13 protein-coding genes are annotated in these 15,476 nt (G+C 58.0%); 7 read left to right on the top strand and 6 right to left on the bottom strand.

Annotated features, from left to right (window positions below; all coding sequences use genetic code 11):
- Positions 1–98: 98 nt before the first annotated feature.
- Together FFS21_RS06925 and FFS21_RS06920 are read right to left on the bottom strand one after the other, a co-directional pair.
- Complete coding sequence (locus FFS21_RS06925; protein ID WP_137924173.1) at positions 99–488, bottom strand: tautomerase family protein; 390 nt, start codon at positions 486–488, stop codon at positions 99–101.
- A complete protein-coding gene (locus FFS21_RS06920) occupies positions 476–1,462 on the bottom strand; it encodes an NAD(P)H-dependent flavin oxidoreductase (RefSeq protein WP_137924172.1) in 987 nt (328 codons plus the stop codon). The genes FFS21_RS06925 and FFS21_RS06920 overlap by 13 nt, the downstream gene beginning before the upstream one ends.
- Before the next feature lie 254 nt (positions 1,463–1,716).
- Here FFS21_RS06920 and FFS21_RS06915 point away from each other — a divergent pair, with 254 nt between their 5' ends.
- From FFS21_RS06915 to FFS21_RS06905, 3 genes are all read left to right on the top strand, one after another.
- The gene (locus FFS21_RS06915) at positions 1,717–2,664 is read left to right on the top strand and encodes a LysR family transcriptional regulator (RefSeq protein WP_137924171.1); all 948 of its coding nucleotides are present in this window, start codon (positions 1,717–1,719) and stop codon (positions 2,662–2,664) included.
- Positions 2,665–3,271: 607 nt separating this feature from the next.
- A complete protein-coding gene (locus tag FFS21_RS06910) occupies positions 3,272–4,804 on the top strand; it encodes a catalase (RefSeq protein WP_283205138.1) in 1,533 nt (510 codons plus the stop codon).
- Between the two features lie 29 nt (positions 4,805–4,833).
- On the top strand, positions 4,834–5,490 hold the full coding sequence (locus FFS21_RS06905) for an ankyrin repeat domain-containing protein (protein ID WP_249359205.1): 657 nt from the start codon (positions 4,834–4,836) through the stop codon (positions 5,488–5,490).
- Positions 5,491–5,551: 61 nt separating this feature from the next.
- Here the strand turns inward: FFS21_RS06905 and FFS21_RS06900 are convergent, their stop codons facing one another.
- Complete coding sequence (locus FFS21_RS06900) at positions 5,552–6,439, bottom strand: LysR family transcriptional regulator (RefSeq protein WP_137924169.1); 888 nt, start codon at positions 6,437–6,439, stop codon at positions 5,552–5,554.
- Positions 6,440–6,564: 125 nt separating this feature from the next.
- Between FFS21_RS06900 and FFS21_RS06895 the strand changes: the two genes are divergently transcribed.
- The 3 genes from FFS21_RS06895 to FFS21_RS06885 all read left to right on the top strand — a co-directional run bounded on the left by FFS21_RS06895 (position 6,565) and on the right by FFS21_RS06885 (position 9,808).
- On the top strand, positions 6,565–8,439 hold the full coding sequence (locus FFS21_RS06895) for an FUSC family protein (RefSeq protein ID WP_137924168.1): 1,875 nt from the start codon (positions 6,565–6,567) through the stop codon (positions 8,437–8,439).
- Between the two features lie 270 nt (positions 8,440–8,709).
- Positions 8,710–8,898, top strand: a complete 189-nt coding sequence (locus FFS21_RS06890) for a hypothetical protein (RefSeq protein ID WP_137924167.1) — start codon at positions 8,710–8,712, stop codon at positions 8,896–8,898.
- A gap of 292 nt (positions 8,899–9,190) precedes the next feature.
- The gene (locus FFS21_RS06885) at positions 9,191–9,808 is read left to right on the top strand and encodes a DJ-1/PfpI family protein (RefSeq protein ID WP_137924166.1); all 618 of its coding nucleotides are present in this window, start codon (positions 9,191–9,193) and stop codon (positions 9,806–9,808) included.
- Between the two features lie 63 nt (positions 9,809–9,871).
- On the opposite strand, the gene FFS21_RS06880 is transcribed toward FFS21_RS06885, so the two are convergent.
- Entirely contained in the window at positions 9,872–10,810 is a 939-nt protein-coding gene (locus FFS21_RS06880) for an AEC family transporter (RefSeq protein WP_137924165.1), read from the bottom strand.
- Between the two features lie 105 nt (positions 10,811–10,915).
- A complete protein-coding gene (locus FFS21_RS06875) occupies positions 10,916–12,019 on the bottom strand; it encodes a mandelate racemase/muconate lactonizing enzyme family protein (protein WP_137924164.1) in 1,104 nt (367 codons plus the stop codon).
- 364 nt (positions 12,020–12,383) lie between these two features.
- On the opposite strand from FFS21_RS06875, the gene FFS21_RS06870 reads away from it, so the two are divergent.
- A complete protein-coding gene (locus FFS21_RS06870) occupies positions 12,384–13,820 on the top strand; it encodes a catalase (RefSeq protein ID WP_137924163.1) in 1,437 nt (478 codons plus the stop codon).
- A 185-nt stretch (positions 13,821–14,005) separates the two neighbouring features.
- On the opposite strand, the gene FFS21_RS06865 is transcribed toward FFS21_RS06870, so the two are convergent.
- Positions 14,006–15,466 (bottom strand): NAD-dependent succinate-semialdehyde dehydrogenase, encoded by a 1,461-nt coding sequence (locus FFS21_RS06865; protein ID WP_137924254.1) that lies wholly within the window; start codon positions 15,464–15,466, stop codon positions 14,006–14,008.
- Between the last annotated feature and the right edge of the window lie 10 nt (positions 15,467–15,476).

Genomic DNA, 15,476 nt, shown 5'->3' with positions numbered 1-15,476 from the left:
TGACGCCTCGTATGAAGTATGTGATGTGGAAGGAGAAGCGGCGCCCCGGCGGGTCCGAATGGCAGTCGTCCCCGCGCTCGGTGTCGCGCCGCTTACATTCAGAGCTCGCCGGTAAGAAACTGCGCACGACCTCGTCCAAAGGACCAGTCAGCGTCGGCGTTCTCAACCAGCGACACGACCAGGTCATCTGGCGAAATGCCGCACTGCTCATGCAAATAGCGGGAAAGCAGTTCGTAGAAGCGGACCTTCTGCGCCTGGGGTCTTGGTCGGGTGACCACGGCCAGCAACAATGCGTTCTGCGTACGCGTCATTCCAAGGCCGGTGTCGTCCAGGATGAGTTCTTCCGTTCGGTGCTGCGTCACCGTTTGATAGCGGTCACTCACGGGAACATCGAATGCCTCAACCATCGCCTGGTGCGCTGCGTCGAGGAGGGTTCGAAGAGCCTTGCCGTCCCGACCCTCGAAGACATGGAAATTTAGTAGCGGCATGAGGCCTCTCCATGGCTACGCGAGCGAAGAAGGCGTTCAGCCTGCTCGGCTATGCGATGTACAACCGACGCGGCGGGAGGAAGGTCGGAAACAAGGCCGATGGCCTGACCAACAGTGACGTTTGCATAATCGTAGTCCCCGGACTCGTACGCGCTCTCCACACGGACCTTCTCTTCGCTCCATACTTGCTTGAGCGCGTCTTCCTTGCCGTGCCACTTGCGAATGAACTCGTTGACCATCAGCCGGCCGGTGTACTCCGGAGGCCACTGTCGTCCGCGAGCGATGTCGAAAACTGACGTGCGCAAGGTCTGACCGCCCTTCGCCTCAACCACCCGGTCCTTGGCCTTCTGGTGTATCAGCGCTTCCTCGGTGGCCCAGAAGCGCGTTCCCATCAGTGCGCCATCTGCGCCGAGCATGAGGGCTGCGGCCAATCCACGCCCGTCGGCAATACCACCCGCGCTGAGCAGAAGAGTCGAAGGTGACTTTGCGGCAAGGTAGTCCGCGACCTCTGGTGTGAAAGTCATTGTGGTCTGTCGATCGAATCCATGACCACCGGCCTCAGTTCCCTGCGCGACGATGACGGTGGCGCCGCAGTCAACTGCACGCTCGACGTGATTCAGTGTCTGCACCTGGCAAATAAGAGGAATACCTGCGTCGGTGATTTTCCGGGCGAACGGTTCCGGGTCCGAGAACGAGAGCATAAGCGCGCGGGGCTGACGTGCGATCGCGCGATCAAGTAGTGACACGTCCTTGCTCATGGACCACGTAATGAAACCGCAACCAATGGCCGCGTCGCCTGCAAGATCGAACTCCTTCTCTAGTGTCTCGTGGTTCCCATATCCGCCTCCAAGAAGACCGAGTGCCCCTGCGTTGGAAACTGCCGCGGCAAGGCGCCCACCCGATGCCGGATCCATGGGAGCCAGGGCGACGGGATACTTAAGGTCAAAGCGTTTGGTGAATCGGGTACTAAGCATCTGAGCATCTCCGTTGATTGAAGCCTGAGACGATCCTATGGAGAAAAAGCAATCATGAGAAATGATTTGGAGAGATCGAACACATCCTCAGAATCGATGGTCGATAAGAGTGCGCTGATTTCGCCGAGGGTGCACCATAACCGCCCATCGACGCACTACAGTGCGACGCGGAACGCGATTTCCTTCGGCACGATTCATGCGGAGTTCTGTTTTGGGTATGGCTGATTAGGCCTGCGATCCTAGGGAGAAATCGAATGGACGTAACGGATTTGGCCACCTTCGCGGCTGTTGCGCGATGCGAAGGCATCACTCGAGCGGCAAAGGAGTTGCACACTGTTCAGTCCAACGTGACGAACCGCATCAAGGCGTTAGAAGACGAGGTCGGTGTCCTGCTATTCGAGCGACATAGCAGAGGAGTAGCGCTCACCAGCGCAGGCGAGCGCTTGTTACCCTACGCCGCTCGCGCCGCGGCATTGCTGCAGGAGGCAATGGCCACCGTACGGGAAGATGGTCAGCCGAGAGGGACATTGACGCTCGGAACGATGGAGACGACCGTGGCGGTTCGCTTGCCGCCCGTGCTGGCCGCGTTCGGTTCCAGATGTCCGGAAGTGCAATTGGTCGTACGCACTGGCCCTACAGCAGACCTAATGGAGAAGGTGCTCTTGGGCGAGGTCGATGGTGCATTCGTTGCAGGTCCGATCGACCATCCAGAGTTGAGGGTAGAGCGCGCATTTGAAGAAGAGCTTGTTCTGGTCACCTCGCGTCGCTGGCCCGACCTATCTGCGTTGCGCACCGATCCGAGTCCGATCACCGCGCTGCTTTTCCGGACTGGTTGTTCCTATCGACAGCGGCTCGAGCAGTTGTTGGCACAGATCGGAAAGCCTTCGTTCAAGCGGCTCGAATTTGGATCTCTCGACGGCATTCTCGGATGCATCGCTGCAGACGTGGGGATATCGCTCCTGCCGCGAGAAGTCGTCGATCGATATCAATCGCAGTCGAACTTCTTCACACATCAGGTCGATGTGAGCGTGGCTAGGGCGCCTACCTGCTTCATCCGGCGCAAGGAAGCCTTCGAGACGTCTGCGATGGCCGCCTTTCTAGAATGTCTGCACAGGCGGCCGAGCGTGAGTCTGGATCCCTACCTTATGAAGCGCAATGATTCGTTGTTGCGACTTCCCCAGCATGCCTTCAGCCCTCATTGAGTCGCTCTCGGAGCCGGGAATCCTGCGGGATCCCGGTGCTTGACTCGTCGATTGCCCCTGCGCCGCTCAAACATGGTCATCGTCGATGAAGCTGAAATCGCGGGAACCTCCGATCTGCATCTTGCGTTACTTGCGAACAGGCATTTCATGTGAGTCTGCGGGCGGATCGTATTAATTCAGTCTCACATAATAAATATTTACCGCGGGTCTGCCATGTGAGGAACAAAATCATATTCTGAATGATTTATTTTTCTTCGATTACAGATTAAATAGTTCCTTGGTATGCATAAAAGAGACCAAGATAAATATTTATCAACGAGCGCGGGACATGAATATAGCCCGCTTCATGCCATGGGTGCCGCATCGCATACCATAGTATGCTGTTCGAGTAAAAATGCGCCTTTTAGGTTAGGTGGTCGGTCCACATTTGGTGAAAGGGTTAGGTTCCGACGACTGGAAATCGGTAAGGTGATAGACATACGTTGGATTCGCTATCGGTTCGATTGGAATTCGATATTGGAATCAATCTACGTGCGGGACTAAATTCCCCTTGCTTCGTCGTATGACGCTGCATTCCCAATATTGAGCCCCTCCGAATCGAATTACCATGCATAGCCGAAAAAAAACATCACTGCGTGCAGCGCTGTCCCTCGCTCTCGCTGTATCCATTCCGTTCGCTCACGCTCAGATGACGCGTGACAATGGGTCGCCCGTGGGCGATAACCAGAACTCGCAGACTGCTGGCTCGAGTGGTCCGGTTCTCCTCCAGGATTCCCATTTGATCGAGAAGCTTCAGCGCTTTGATCGCGAGCGCATTCCGGAGCGCGTGGTGCATGCCCGGGGGACGGGTGCATTCGGGGAGTTTGTGCCGACCGAAGACCTGAGCGATCTCTCGGTGGCGCAGGTGTTTGCACCCGGATCCCGGACGCCGGTGTTCGTACGCTTCTCGACCGTAATGGGCTATCGTGGATCGCCTGAGCAGGCGCGCGATCCGCGCGGTTTCGCTATCAAGTTCTACACGCAGCAGGGCAACTGGGACATGGTCGGTATCAATTGGCCGATGTTCTTCATCCGCGATGCGATCAAATTCCCGGACTTTGTGCACGCGAATAAGCCAAGTGCTGTCACTGGCGTGCAGGATGCCGATCTGGCGTTCGATTTCTTTGCGCACACGCCCGAAGCCACCAACATGCTGACGCACTTGTACAGCAAGGAGGGCATGCCAGACTCCTACCGCAAGATGGATGGCTTCGGCGTGCATGCGTTCAAGTTCATCAATGCGCGTGGCGAGGTGCACTACGTCAAGTTCCACTGGAAGAGTCAACAAGGCGTTCATGGGCTGCGGCCTCACGAGATCGCTGCGTCGATCGGCAAGGACTGGAACCTCACGTCCAACGATCTGTACGGCGCGATCCAGAAGGGCGACTTCCCAAAATGGGATCTTTACATTCAGGTACTCAAGCCGTCCGAACTCCAGCAGTTCGATTTTGATGCGCTTGACGACACCAAAGAATGGCTCGGAGTTCCGGAACGCAAGGTGGGAACGATGGTGCTGAACCGTATTCCCGACAACTATTTCGAAAGCACCGAAGAATCGGCCTTCGCTCCTTCGCGACTGGTACCGGGCATAGAGCTGTCTGAAGACCGTATGCTGCAAGGTCGTGGATTCGCATATGCGGATACGCAGATGTACCGACTCGGTGCGAACTATAACGCGCTGCCCATCAACAAGCCTCTGGTGCCTGTGCGCAACAACAACCAGGATGGCTCGATGAATGCAAGTGGTCGCGGCGGCGACGTCAACTACGAACCATCGGCCATCGCCGAGATTGCGCAGGATGCGAAGTACAAGTATTCAAACCTGCCGCTGTCGGGCACCTCGCAGCAAAGCGCGATTGACAAGAAGCAGCCGTTCAAGCAGGCCGGCGTGTACTTCCGTTCGTTGTCCGAGCAGGACAAGGTCGATCTCGTTACCGCGCTGTCGGGCGATCTGCGCAAAGTTCGCAACGAGACCAATCTTTACACGATGCTCTCTTACTTCAACAAGGCGGATGGTGGGCTTGGCATGCGACTCGTCAAGACCCTCAATGCTGACGGCACCAAGGTGAAGGCATTGTCGGACAAGCTGTCGGACGACTGATCGATGTCACTGCGATGCCCGACCGGCTCATGGATCGGGCATCGCAGTATTTCCACCTTGTCTGGGGTGACATCATGAGATCTTCCTCAATCCGAATATTGCTATTTGGCCTTGCGCTGTGCGCGTCGTGGTTGCTTGGCGGCTGTGCCAGCCGCGAGCCGATCAAGCAACCAATGCTTGCATACGGTGAGCGTGTGACTGCAAGCCAATACGATGAATACTGGTTTGCCGCAGCACGTCAGGGACGATGGGACATTCTCGAGAGTTTGCTGAACGCTGGATATCCGGTCGATCGCGCGAACGCGCGTGGCTTCACTGCCGTTATCCTGGCTGCCTATAACGGGCAAGAGGAGACGGTACGACAGCTTGTACGAACTGGCGCCGATGCCTGTCTGGGCGACAAGAGCGGAAATACCGCCCTTATGGGCGCTTTGTTCAAGGGCGAGCTCGCGGCGGCGAAGGCGCTGCTTGACACCCCGTGCGACCTCAATCAGGAGAACAACAGCGGTGAGACTGCGCTGACATTCGCCACGTTGTTCGGTCGCTATGCGTTCATGCCCGATCTGATCGCCCACGGTGCAGATCCAAACCATCAGGGCGCACACGGCAACACACCGCTCCGCACCGCACAGAATCAGGGGAATCGGCAAGCGGAGAACGCGTTGAAACGGCTTGGGGCGGACTAGACATTGGATCGCAGGAATCGGACATCGCTCACATATTCCGCCTCGCAACTCAGCCTGCGGGTCACATCACCTCGCTGCAAACCTGGAGCCACGCTCTTGCCGCATGCGAAAGATAGCGACCAGGCGACCAAATGTGAGCCAGCGCCCAATCGATGGTGGGTTCGGTCAGGCGAGCGACGGCAAGCCCTTCTCGCGGCTCTAACCGTGCCAACAGCGGTTCTGGCAGAAAAGTCGTGCCCAATCCAGCTTCTGCCATCGATGCCAAAAACTCCCAATGTCCGCTCTGTGCCACCACCCGCGGCTCGATGCGGGCTTCGACAAAGGCGTGACGGAGTTTGTGCGCGAGTGCGAATTCGTCAGTCAGCATCACCAATGGCTCGTTGCGCAAGGCATGCAGGGACACTGTTTGTCCACCTGCCCACGTAGCGTGCCGTGGTCCCACCACCCAGATTGGATACTTGGCAAACTGGCGCGCCTCCAGGCCTAGCGCGATGTCGCATGGCACTACCGTAGCGCCGACCTCGAGCGCACTGCTGGCCACCTGCTGCTCGATATGGTGTCCGCCGTGCTCCGAAAGCGTGAGCTGCAGATTGGGATAACGCTTAACGAAGGCACTGACTGCCGGCGAAATGAAGAGGTTGGCCATTGGTGGGATTCCAACCGTAAGTTGGCCACGGCCCAAAGATGAGAGATCGGCAACTTCCAATGTCAACCGATGTACGACGCCGAGGGTTTCCTGTCCACGGTCGTAGACGACCTTGCCGACATCCGTCAGCCGTACCGACTTGCCTTCGCGGATCAGCAGTGGCTGTCCAATCTCGTCTTCGAGTTGTCGGACCATCTTGCTGATCGTGGACTGTGTGACGAAAAGGGAAGCCGCAGCTTGAGTAAAGCTTTTGAGGCGGACTGTTTCAACGAAATAGCGCAACGCGCGGACGTCGATTGGCATGTTTCTAACTTATGAAAATATCGACTCTGTCACAGCATATTAAATCATGAAGAAAACGTTTGCTCGGCGACTACACTTCCGGACCCAAGCTTCAACTTCACTGGCCATCCGGTTCAGAAAAAATCATGGCTAGCTGGCTGCACGCGCGGCAATGGCTGTTCTCGCTGAAGGCCTTCATGGCGGCAATGCTGGCGCTCTACATTGCCCTGTACTTTGGTCTGTCGCGTCCGTATTGGGCCATGGCAACGGTCTACTTCGTATCGAATCCACTTAGCGGGGCGACACGTTCCAAGGCCGCTTATCGCGTAGCGGGAACGGTGCTCGGTGCGGCAGCGGCGGTCATCACAGTACCGTTGCTCGTCAACATGCCAATTGTGATGATGGCCGTCATTGCACTTTGGATTGCGCTGCTGGTCTATCTGTCCGCGCTGCAGCGTGGGCCTCGTGGATATGTGTTCCTGCTCGCTGCGTACACCTTGCCCATCGTTGCATTGCCCACGGTTACCCACCCGACAGACATTTTCGACATTGCGGTTGCGCGCATCGAAGAGATCGTAGTTGGGATCGCTTGCGCCGCGTTAGTAGGTTCCATCATTTTCCCCGCCAAGATCGCACCTGCGTTACGCGAAAAAGTGAGAATCTGGCTCGATGACGCCGCGACCTGGGCTGCGGACATCGCGTCTGACAGTCCCCGTTCAGGCGTCAGCCGCCATCGCATGGCCGCCGATATGTTGGCGCTGGATCATATGATCGAGCAACTGTCCTTCGACTCGGAAAGCCGGCGAACCGTGGGCCGTGCGCGAAGACTCCGTGCACGCATGGGGCGCGTGATACCGGTGCTCTCCGGCCTCGATAGTGTCTTGCAGGCAATGCGCACAGGAACACCGTCCATATCTCCTCAGCAATCTCTCGTTGAGACGGTTGGATATCTCCAGACGCAGTACGACATCCTGATGAGCGGTTGTGCGGATCTCTTGGAATACATCGGCGAATCTGCCACGAGGGTACCGGATCGAGTCACTGACGCCAGCGAATCGAATGAAGCGGCTGCGCTTCATCATGACCACTTCATGCTGCTAATCGGTTCACTCTCGGCCGGATTGTCGGTCTTCCTCATCGGGTTACTCTGGATCCTCTCGGGCTGGGAAGACGGAGGAGGACCCGTAGCCATCGCAGCAGTAGCTGGCTGCCTGTTTGCGACGATCGATGAGCCGCGACTGCACATTCGCTCGTTCGTTCGCTGGAGCGTCGGCTGTCTCGCAATCTCGTCGTTCTATCTGTTCCTGGTAGTACCGCATGCCCACAATTTCGAGACCCTCGTTGGCATGCTGGCGCTGCCATACCTCGGTATCGGCTTATTGATGGGGCGGCCGGGATTCAACCTTGTTGCCATACTTTTGTCGGTCAACACGGCATCATTTGCCAATGTGCAGAGCCTTTATGACACCAACTTCATCGGTGTGTTCAACACCAACCTGGCTAACGCCGCAGCTACGCTTTCCGCCCCAATCTGCGCGATGCTTGCTCGGCCATTTGGCGCACATGTTGCCGCTCAGCGACTGATTCACGCAAGCTGGGGAGATTTGGCGCTCGCTGCTACCCGGCGTGCAGCAGACGTGCATTCACGGCTAGGCGCACGGATGCTCGATCGGCTTGGTCAACTGACGCCCCGCCTTGGGGCCAGCCGCGGTCGGATCGCCTCGGATGGATTCACCGAATTGCAGGTCGGTTACTGCACGCTCGCATTGCAACAGGTGCTGCCGGAATTGCCCACAAACGGGCGCAAATCCGTACGGCGCGTGCTGAGCATTGTTGCGCGGCATTACCGCGCTCAGTCCAGATCGGGCCGTGTCGTCGCAGTTCCACCGAGGCTGCTGGCAGCGGTCGAGGCGTCCATTGCCCAAATATCGCTGATGCACGATCGCGACTTGGTGGCAGGCGTTCAGAGCGCACTCGTCGTGCTTGCCATCACCTTGCATGCACATGAGAAATACGACTGACGCGTGTCCCTTTAAATCATCAATCAAGTGAGAAAGGGTGACTAGACTTCTTTACGTGCCGCTATCGAAATGACTGCGCGTGCAAGGCGTCCCGAACGGGCGTCGGTCTCCTAAAGACGGGCCCTCCGCCGGAAAGATCTGCACGGCGTGTTGGTGCGACGGCGTACGCAGGCTGCTTGAGCGTGCGTAGCACTCTGTCAATACCGTACCGCGCCAAGCGCGGGATTTCTTCAACACTTTCCAGGTCTGACCGGCCTGTTTTCTTAAATCATGAAAACCACTCTTTTTCTCGGCGCTACACTCCTCGCTGCATCTTTCTCCATCTCTGCGATTGCCGGCCCGGACTTCTATGTCATCGAAAAGGCTCGCGAGGCAAAGCGCGCCGAACAGCGCGCGACAGCAGCCCAATTGCATCAGGCGCACGCCTCTACTGCCATCTCTAGCGTGACGTGCAAGTGAAAATCGAAAGTCTTACCTGGCGCTCGCCCGCAATGGGCGAACGCCAGCGCCTTCGAGCAGTGGAAGACTTTCTTACACCTAGTGCTATGGCTTGATAAGCTTTGGCTCTGCTGGCTTGCTGATTTCACACCGCTTGCCTTCCTCAGGTCGCATAGTTTGGGCCATTCAATCTCCTTAGGGAATGGGGCCCATTCTCCATCGTGATGGATGCATACCTTGGTATCGCCCTGGCCATCTCATCGCCGTCATGTCGCTATGATCGCCGATCAGCATTCCAAGGGAGTCGGCTGCAATGGCGCAACGCAAGATCGGATATTTCGTGTATGACGGGGTGGTACTACTAGAATTTGCGGGCCCGTGGCAGGTATTTGATGTGGCCGGAAGGGTAGCGATCAAGCTCGGATTGGCGGAGGTGCACCCCTTCGTTCCTGTGGTCGTGAGTCGGACAGGGCGGCCGATCAAGACCCGCGAGGGTGTGACCATTAACGCCCACTCGGGCATTGAGGGAAGTGGTGATTTCGATCTCATCATCGTTCCTGGCGGGGCGTTGCAGGCCGAACTCGATGAGCCCGCAATCCAGGCGTGGTTGAAATCCGCCGCCGCCAAGGCGGAGGTCACCGCTTCTGTGTGCGTCGGGGCGTTCCTGTTAGGGAAAGCCGGCCTTCTTGACGGCCGTGAGGCCACCACGCACTTCGAAGATATCGGAGAACTCCGAAGCGTTGCGCCGAAGGCGAAGGTATCGAGCGACACACTCTGGGTTGACGAGGGGCCCATCGTGACATCAGGTGGCTTCGCCGCGGGTATCGACATGGCGCTCCACCTGGTAAGCCGGTTACTAGGGGATGACATCGCCACTGAGACCGCGAGGCAGCTAGAGTACCGTCAGCGCCGCGCAACGGAGCGCTACTGAGCGATGGCGAGAACGCTCTCGCCATCGCCGTAGCGTCTCGGAGGCCTCTTTCCGTGACAGCCGTTAAGCTGCCAGCCCGCCGTCGATGAGCCAGATGGCCACGGAGAAGGTGAGCAGCGAAACGACTGTACTGACGAGAATAGAGGTCGCTGCCTCGCTTCGATAGGCCCCGGCCTCATTGGCAAACATGGCAGGAATTGTTGCGGAGGGCAATGCGCAGAGGAGAATCATCTGTTGAGCATAGAGCCCCTTCACTGACAAGAGAAGGGTCGCGCCGATCATCAATGCGGGGTGCACCAGCAACTTGAGTCCGAGATTCATCCACACTTCGTTGGACAAGTTCAGGCGAACTGAGGACATGATCAACCCGAGGCAGAACAGGGAGACGCCCGGGGTCGCCTTGCCGATGAGATTCAACGACTCGTTGGCGATTGGCGGCAATTTTATCTCCATGAGCGACAACGCGATGCCGATTGCCGGTGCCCACATCAATGGACGCCGTACCGCGCTGCCGATGCTGTCGATGAATGCCTTCCCACCGTTGCCGTTACCACTTGCGACGGTGAGCAACATGGTGGTCAACGGAATCATCACAAGACTGGCCACGAGATTCAAGACAAGCACCGAATACAAGCTCGCCGGTCCGAACATCGCCTGAAGGATTGGAATCCCCATGAATGCCGCATCGGGATATCCAACTACGAAGCCTTTCAATGTTGCCGACTTCAGCTCGCGATGCTGTAGCCATCCGATCAGGAAGGCGATGGCATACATCCCCATGATTCCGATAAAGGTGGCTGCGACGAAACGAAGGTCGAGCAATTGGGATCGAGGTGTGCTAGCCATACCAGCGAGCAGGAGGGCGGGAAAGATCCAATTCAGCACCAGTTTGCTAATAAGCAGGCTGTCGGAGTGATTCAGCTTCCGACGCTTGCCGGCAAGAAAGCCAAGCAGGATGACAAATGCTACGGGCACCAACGGCCCGGCGATACGTTCGAACATGTCGTACCTCGATCTCGCGAGGCGCCAGTGCGAGGAGGGCATAGGCGCATCGGATGTGCGATGGATGGTGGCGCGCCGGGCGCGCCCGGGCGGTCAAGGGTAGGATCAAGCGACTCTGTAGTCGCGAAGCACATGGTGATTGGGTTCCAGACCCAGCCCGCTGCCTTGTGGAACGACGATAGCGCCCTGTTTGGGGAGCACTGCATCGCCGTAGACTTGCGCCTCGAGATCAAAGTAGCGCCATTCCACGAGGGCGTTGCTGCCACCCAGCGCGGCGCTGGTGTGGACGCTGGCAAGCAAACCGGGGCCATCGTAGAACGTATGAACCATGACGGTGACGTTGTGGGCGTTTGCGAGAGCGAACACCTTTTTGAGTTCAGTCACGCCCCCCATTTTTGCCGGACTGGGTTGCACAAAATCCACAGCCCCTGCTTCCAGCAGATGCTGGAAGTCCATAAGTGTCGACGCATTCTCGCCTGCAGCGACCGGAATACCTCCTTCCCTGCGAACCTGGGCCAGGCCCGCGTAGTTCTCCGGCGGCCAGACCGGCTCCTCCAGCCATCGCAGGTTGAACGGGCGCAGCTTCTCTGCCATGTCGAGCGCTTCGCGGACGCTCCATGGGCAATTGACATCCAGGGTGATTTCTACATCGTCGCCCGCCGCCTCTCGTGCTGCGCGCACCGCGTCCACGGTGATCTCGTGCAGCTTCAGATTGCGGAAGCCATCAGCGACCGCCCGCTTGACGTTTTCACTGACGAGGTCGGGATCGGAGTATCGGGAGAGACTGGCGTATGCGCGAAGAGAGGATGCATCGCTGCCGCCAAGCAATTGATACACGGGCATGCCAGCCGATTGGCCCGCAATGTCCCATAGTGCGATGTCGATTGCGGAAAGACTGTGCAGGTAGGCGCCGCTGCGTCCGAAGACATGGAATTTCTTCTGCATGTCGAGCATCAGTTTCTCGATCTGAGTGGCGTCCCGCCCGACGAACTCAGGTTTGAGTACCGTGTCGATCACCGCCTTGGCCGGCGGCACTGCCATGAAGCCGAAAGTCTCCCCCCAGCCGACCAGGCCATTGTCCGTAGTGACTTTCACAATCAGGGAATCCGCTGTCTGCAAGCCGCGCTTGCCCCACACGGCGTCGTCCGACTTTCCGCCGGCGGAGAACGGGATGCGCAGGTGGATCGTTTCGATGTCTGCAATCTTCATGATGAGGTGTTCCTGAATCGGGGGTGCGAGGGTTGGATCAATGAGCGATCCAATGGTGTAAGTCTTGAGTGTTACGCGTGCAGCGGTCACCGGTTCAATCTAGACCCTCTGTCGGAGGATTTGCATACACGTGAGAGCGAATCTGTATTGCGTCGCGGGTACAAATTCATGCCCATGGCTGCTTCGTCGAGATTCAGTAGCCTTAGGTATATGCCGTCTATCCCTGGTGCAGTGTTTGTCGAACTCATGGACGAATGCATCAGGCAAGTCCGCTGCATACCATTCCTGTGCACGCATGACATGCCGAGCATGTTCCACACACGTCAAACGGGCGGAGCGCGCCCATCCCTCGCAAACACCCACAATGAACAAGCTCACCACAGCCTTCGGCGCACCAGTTGCCGACAACCAGAACATCGAGACGGCCGGTCCACGCGGCCCGGCGCTGCTGCAGGACGCCTGGTTCCTTGAGAAGCTGGCGCATTTCAACCGTGAAGTCATTCCTGAACGCCGTATGCATGCGAAGGGTTCTGGCGCATTCGGCACCTTCACCGTGACCCACGACATCACGCGCTACACAAAGGCCAGCATCTTTTCGAAGGTGGGCAAGCAGACGCCGATGTTCGCCCGGTTCTCCACCGTCGCCGGCGAACGCGGGGCGGCAGATGCAGAGCGCGATATCCGTGGATTCGCCATGAAGTTCTACACGGAAGAGGGCAACTGGGATCTGGTAGGCAACAACACCCCGGTGTTCTTCCTGCGAGATCCTCTCAAGTTCCCGGATCTGAACCACGCCATCAAGCGCGATCCCCGCACGGGGTTGCGCAGTGCCGACAGCAATTGGGATTTCTGGACGTTACTCCCCGAGGCGCTGCACCAAGTCACGATCGTGATGAGCGAGCGTGGGATTCCGCGTTCATTCCGACACATGCATGGTTTCGGCAGTCATACATTCAGCATGATCAACGCAGCCAATGAGCGCGTGTGGGTCAAGTTCACGCTTAAGACGCAGCAGGGCATTGAGAACTTGACTGACGCGGAAGCGGAGACGCTGATCTCCACCGATCGTGAGAGTTCACATCGGGATCTCTATTCCAGTATCGAACGCAACGATTTCCCGCGCTGGACACTGTACATCCAGGTAATGACCGAGGGACAGGCCGATGCTTCGCCGTACAACCCGTTCGATCTTTCGAAGGTCTGGCCGCACGCGGATTACCCGCTGATTGAAGTCGGCGTCATGGAATTAAACCGAAACGCGGAAAATTGGTTCGCCGATGTGGAGCAAGCCGCTTTCAATCCGGCGAACATCGTGCCAGGCATTGGCTTCTCACCTGACAAGATGCTGCAAGGGCGCCTGTTTGCATACGGTGATGCTCAACGGTACCGACTGGGTGTGAATCATTTCCAGATTCCAGTCAATGCCCCGCGCTGCCCGGTCCATAGCTACCATCGCGATGGACAGATGCGTGTAGATGGGAATATGGGCGGGGCCGTCTCCTACGATCCCAACAGCAAAGGCGAGTGGATCGAGCAGCCCGAGTTCGCAACTCCTCGGCTGGCTCTGGAAGGGGCTGCGGGACGGTGGAATCATCGTGAGGATGATGACTATTACTCCCAGCCCGGCGCGTTGTTCCGCTTGATGTCGGCCGAGCAGCAGCAGGTGCTTTTCGACAATACAGCACGCGCGATCCAAGGCGCATCGAGTGTAGTTCAGGCGCGCCATATCGCCAACTGCACCAAGGCAGACCCCGCCTATGGCTCGGGTGTGTCTGCGGCGATTGAGCGGTTGGCCCGATAGAACGGCTATACCCGGAAGTCGGTCGTGTGGCCGACCTCCGGTATTTGGCAGGGAGCACCACCATGAGCAAGCTGGAAAACTTCATGCTGTTATCCGGGTGGGCGATTCTTGCCTTGACCAACACCGCGCTGATCGTGATGGCCTGTCTGACCCACGGATCGTGAAGCGTCGACTCCGAAGAATCGTCAGGCGGCTAAGCCACCGAGGCAGACGTATTTCAGCACGAGATATTCTTCGATGCCGTACCGTGAGCCTTCTCTGCCGAGGCCTGATTGTTTGATACCTCCAAACGGCGCCACGGCAGTGGAGATCATGCCGCTATTGACCCCCACCATTCCCGTTTCCAGCGCGTCGATCGCACGCCAGATACGGCGTTGATCCCGGCTGTAGAGATAGGCGCCAAGCCCATACTCCACTGCGTTGGCAGCGGCGATGGCATCGTCATCACGGTCGAAGGGAAAAAGGGGTGCCAGAGGACCGAATGTTTCGTCGCGGGCCAGCACCATATTCTCGGTGGCGTCCGCGATGACCGTCGGCTCAAAGAAGGTGCCACCGAGCGCATGGCGCTTGCCGCCGCAAAGAAGCTTCGCGCCGTGTGCAAGTGCATCTTCCAGGTGTGCCTCTACCTTTTCCACGGCAGAGCCATCGATCAGCGGGCCGATATCCGCGCCCTCGTCGGTGCCGGCGCTTACTCGAAGACGGGCAACCGTTTCACACAGACGCTTGGAGAATGCTTCGTAAACTCCACGCTGCACATAAATGCGGTTGGCTGCTATGCACGCCTGACCAGCATTCCTGAACTTCGCCTGCATCAGGCCTGCGACGGCTTCGTCGATATCTGCGTCATCGAAGACAATAAAGGGAGCATTGCCACCCAACTCCAAAGAAAGCTTCTTGAGTGTCGTGGCGGACTGGCGCATCAGCAGTCGTCCCACTTCGGTCGATCCGGTAAAGCTGATTTTCCTGACCACAGGACTGTCCGTCAAAGTCTTGCCGATGATGGCCGGATCTCCTGTCACGATGTTGAATACCCCGTCCGGGATGCCGGCTTCCAGCGCCAGGACGCCAAGAGCGAGAGCGCTCAACGGTGTCTGTTCCGCTGGTTTGAGCACCATGGTGCAGCCTGCCGCAAGGGCTGGCGCCACCTTACGCGTCACCATGGCATACGGAAAATTCCACGGCGTGATTGCTCCACATACGCCGACTGGCTCCTTCAGGGCAAGGATGCGGCGATCCCCACTCGGGGCGGGAATGACATCGCCATAGATGCGCCGTGCTTCTTCGGCGTACCAGTCGACAAAGGATGCTGCGTAGCGCACCTCGGCGCGAGCGTCGGACAGAGGCTTCCCCTGTTCCGCCGTCAGCAACGACGCAAGATCTTCGAGATGGGTGAGCATCAGATCATGCCATCGCCGGAGTTTGGCGGCGCGATCGGGCGCGGGCAACTTACGCCATGTCGTCAAGGCGCGCTCTGCCGCAGTGATCGCGCGCTCTGTCTCGGCGCTGCCGGCCGCAGGAACTTGCGCCAGCACTGTGCCATTGGCTGGGTTCGTGACATCGAACGTCAGTGCGCTGTCAGCGTCGCGCCACTGCCCATCGATCAGGCAACGTGGATTGAGGAGGGAAGGGTATTTCAGAGCGGGCATACTCATTGTG

The organism is Cupriavidus sp. 2SB (genome assembly GCF_005503625.1).
Taxonomy (GTDB): domain Bacteria; phylum Pseudomonadota; class Gammaproteobacteria; order Burkholderiales; family Burkholderiaceae; genus Cupriavidus.
Note: the sequence above shows the minus strand (reverse complement) of the source record. Positions and strands in the feature narration are given on the sequence as shown.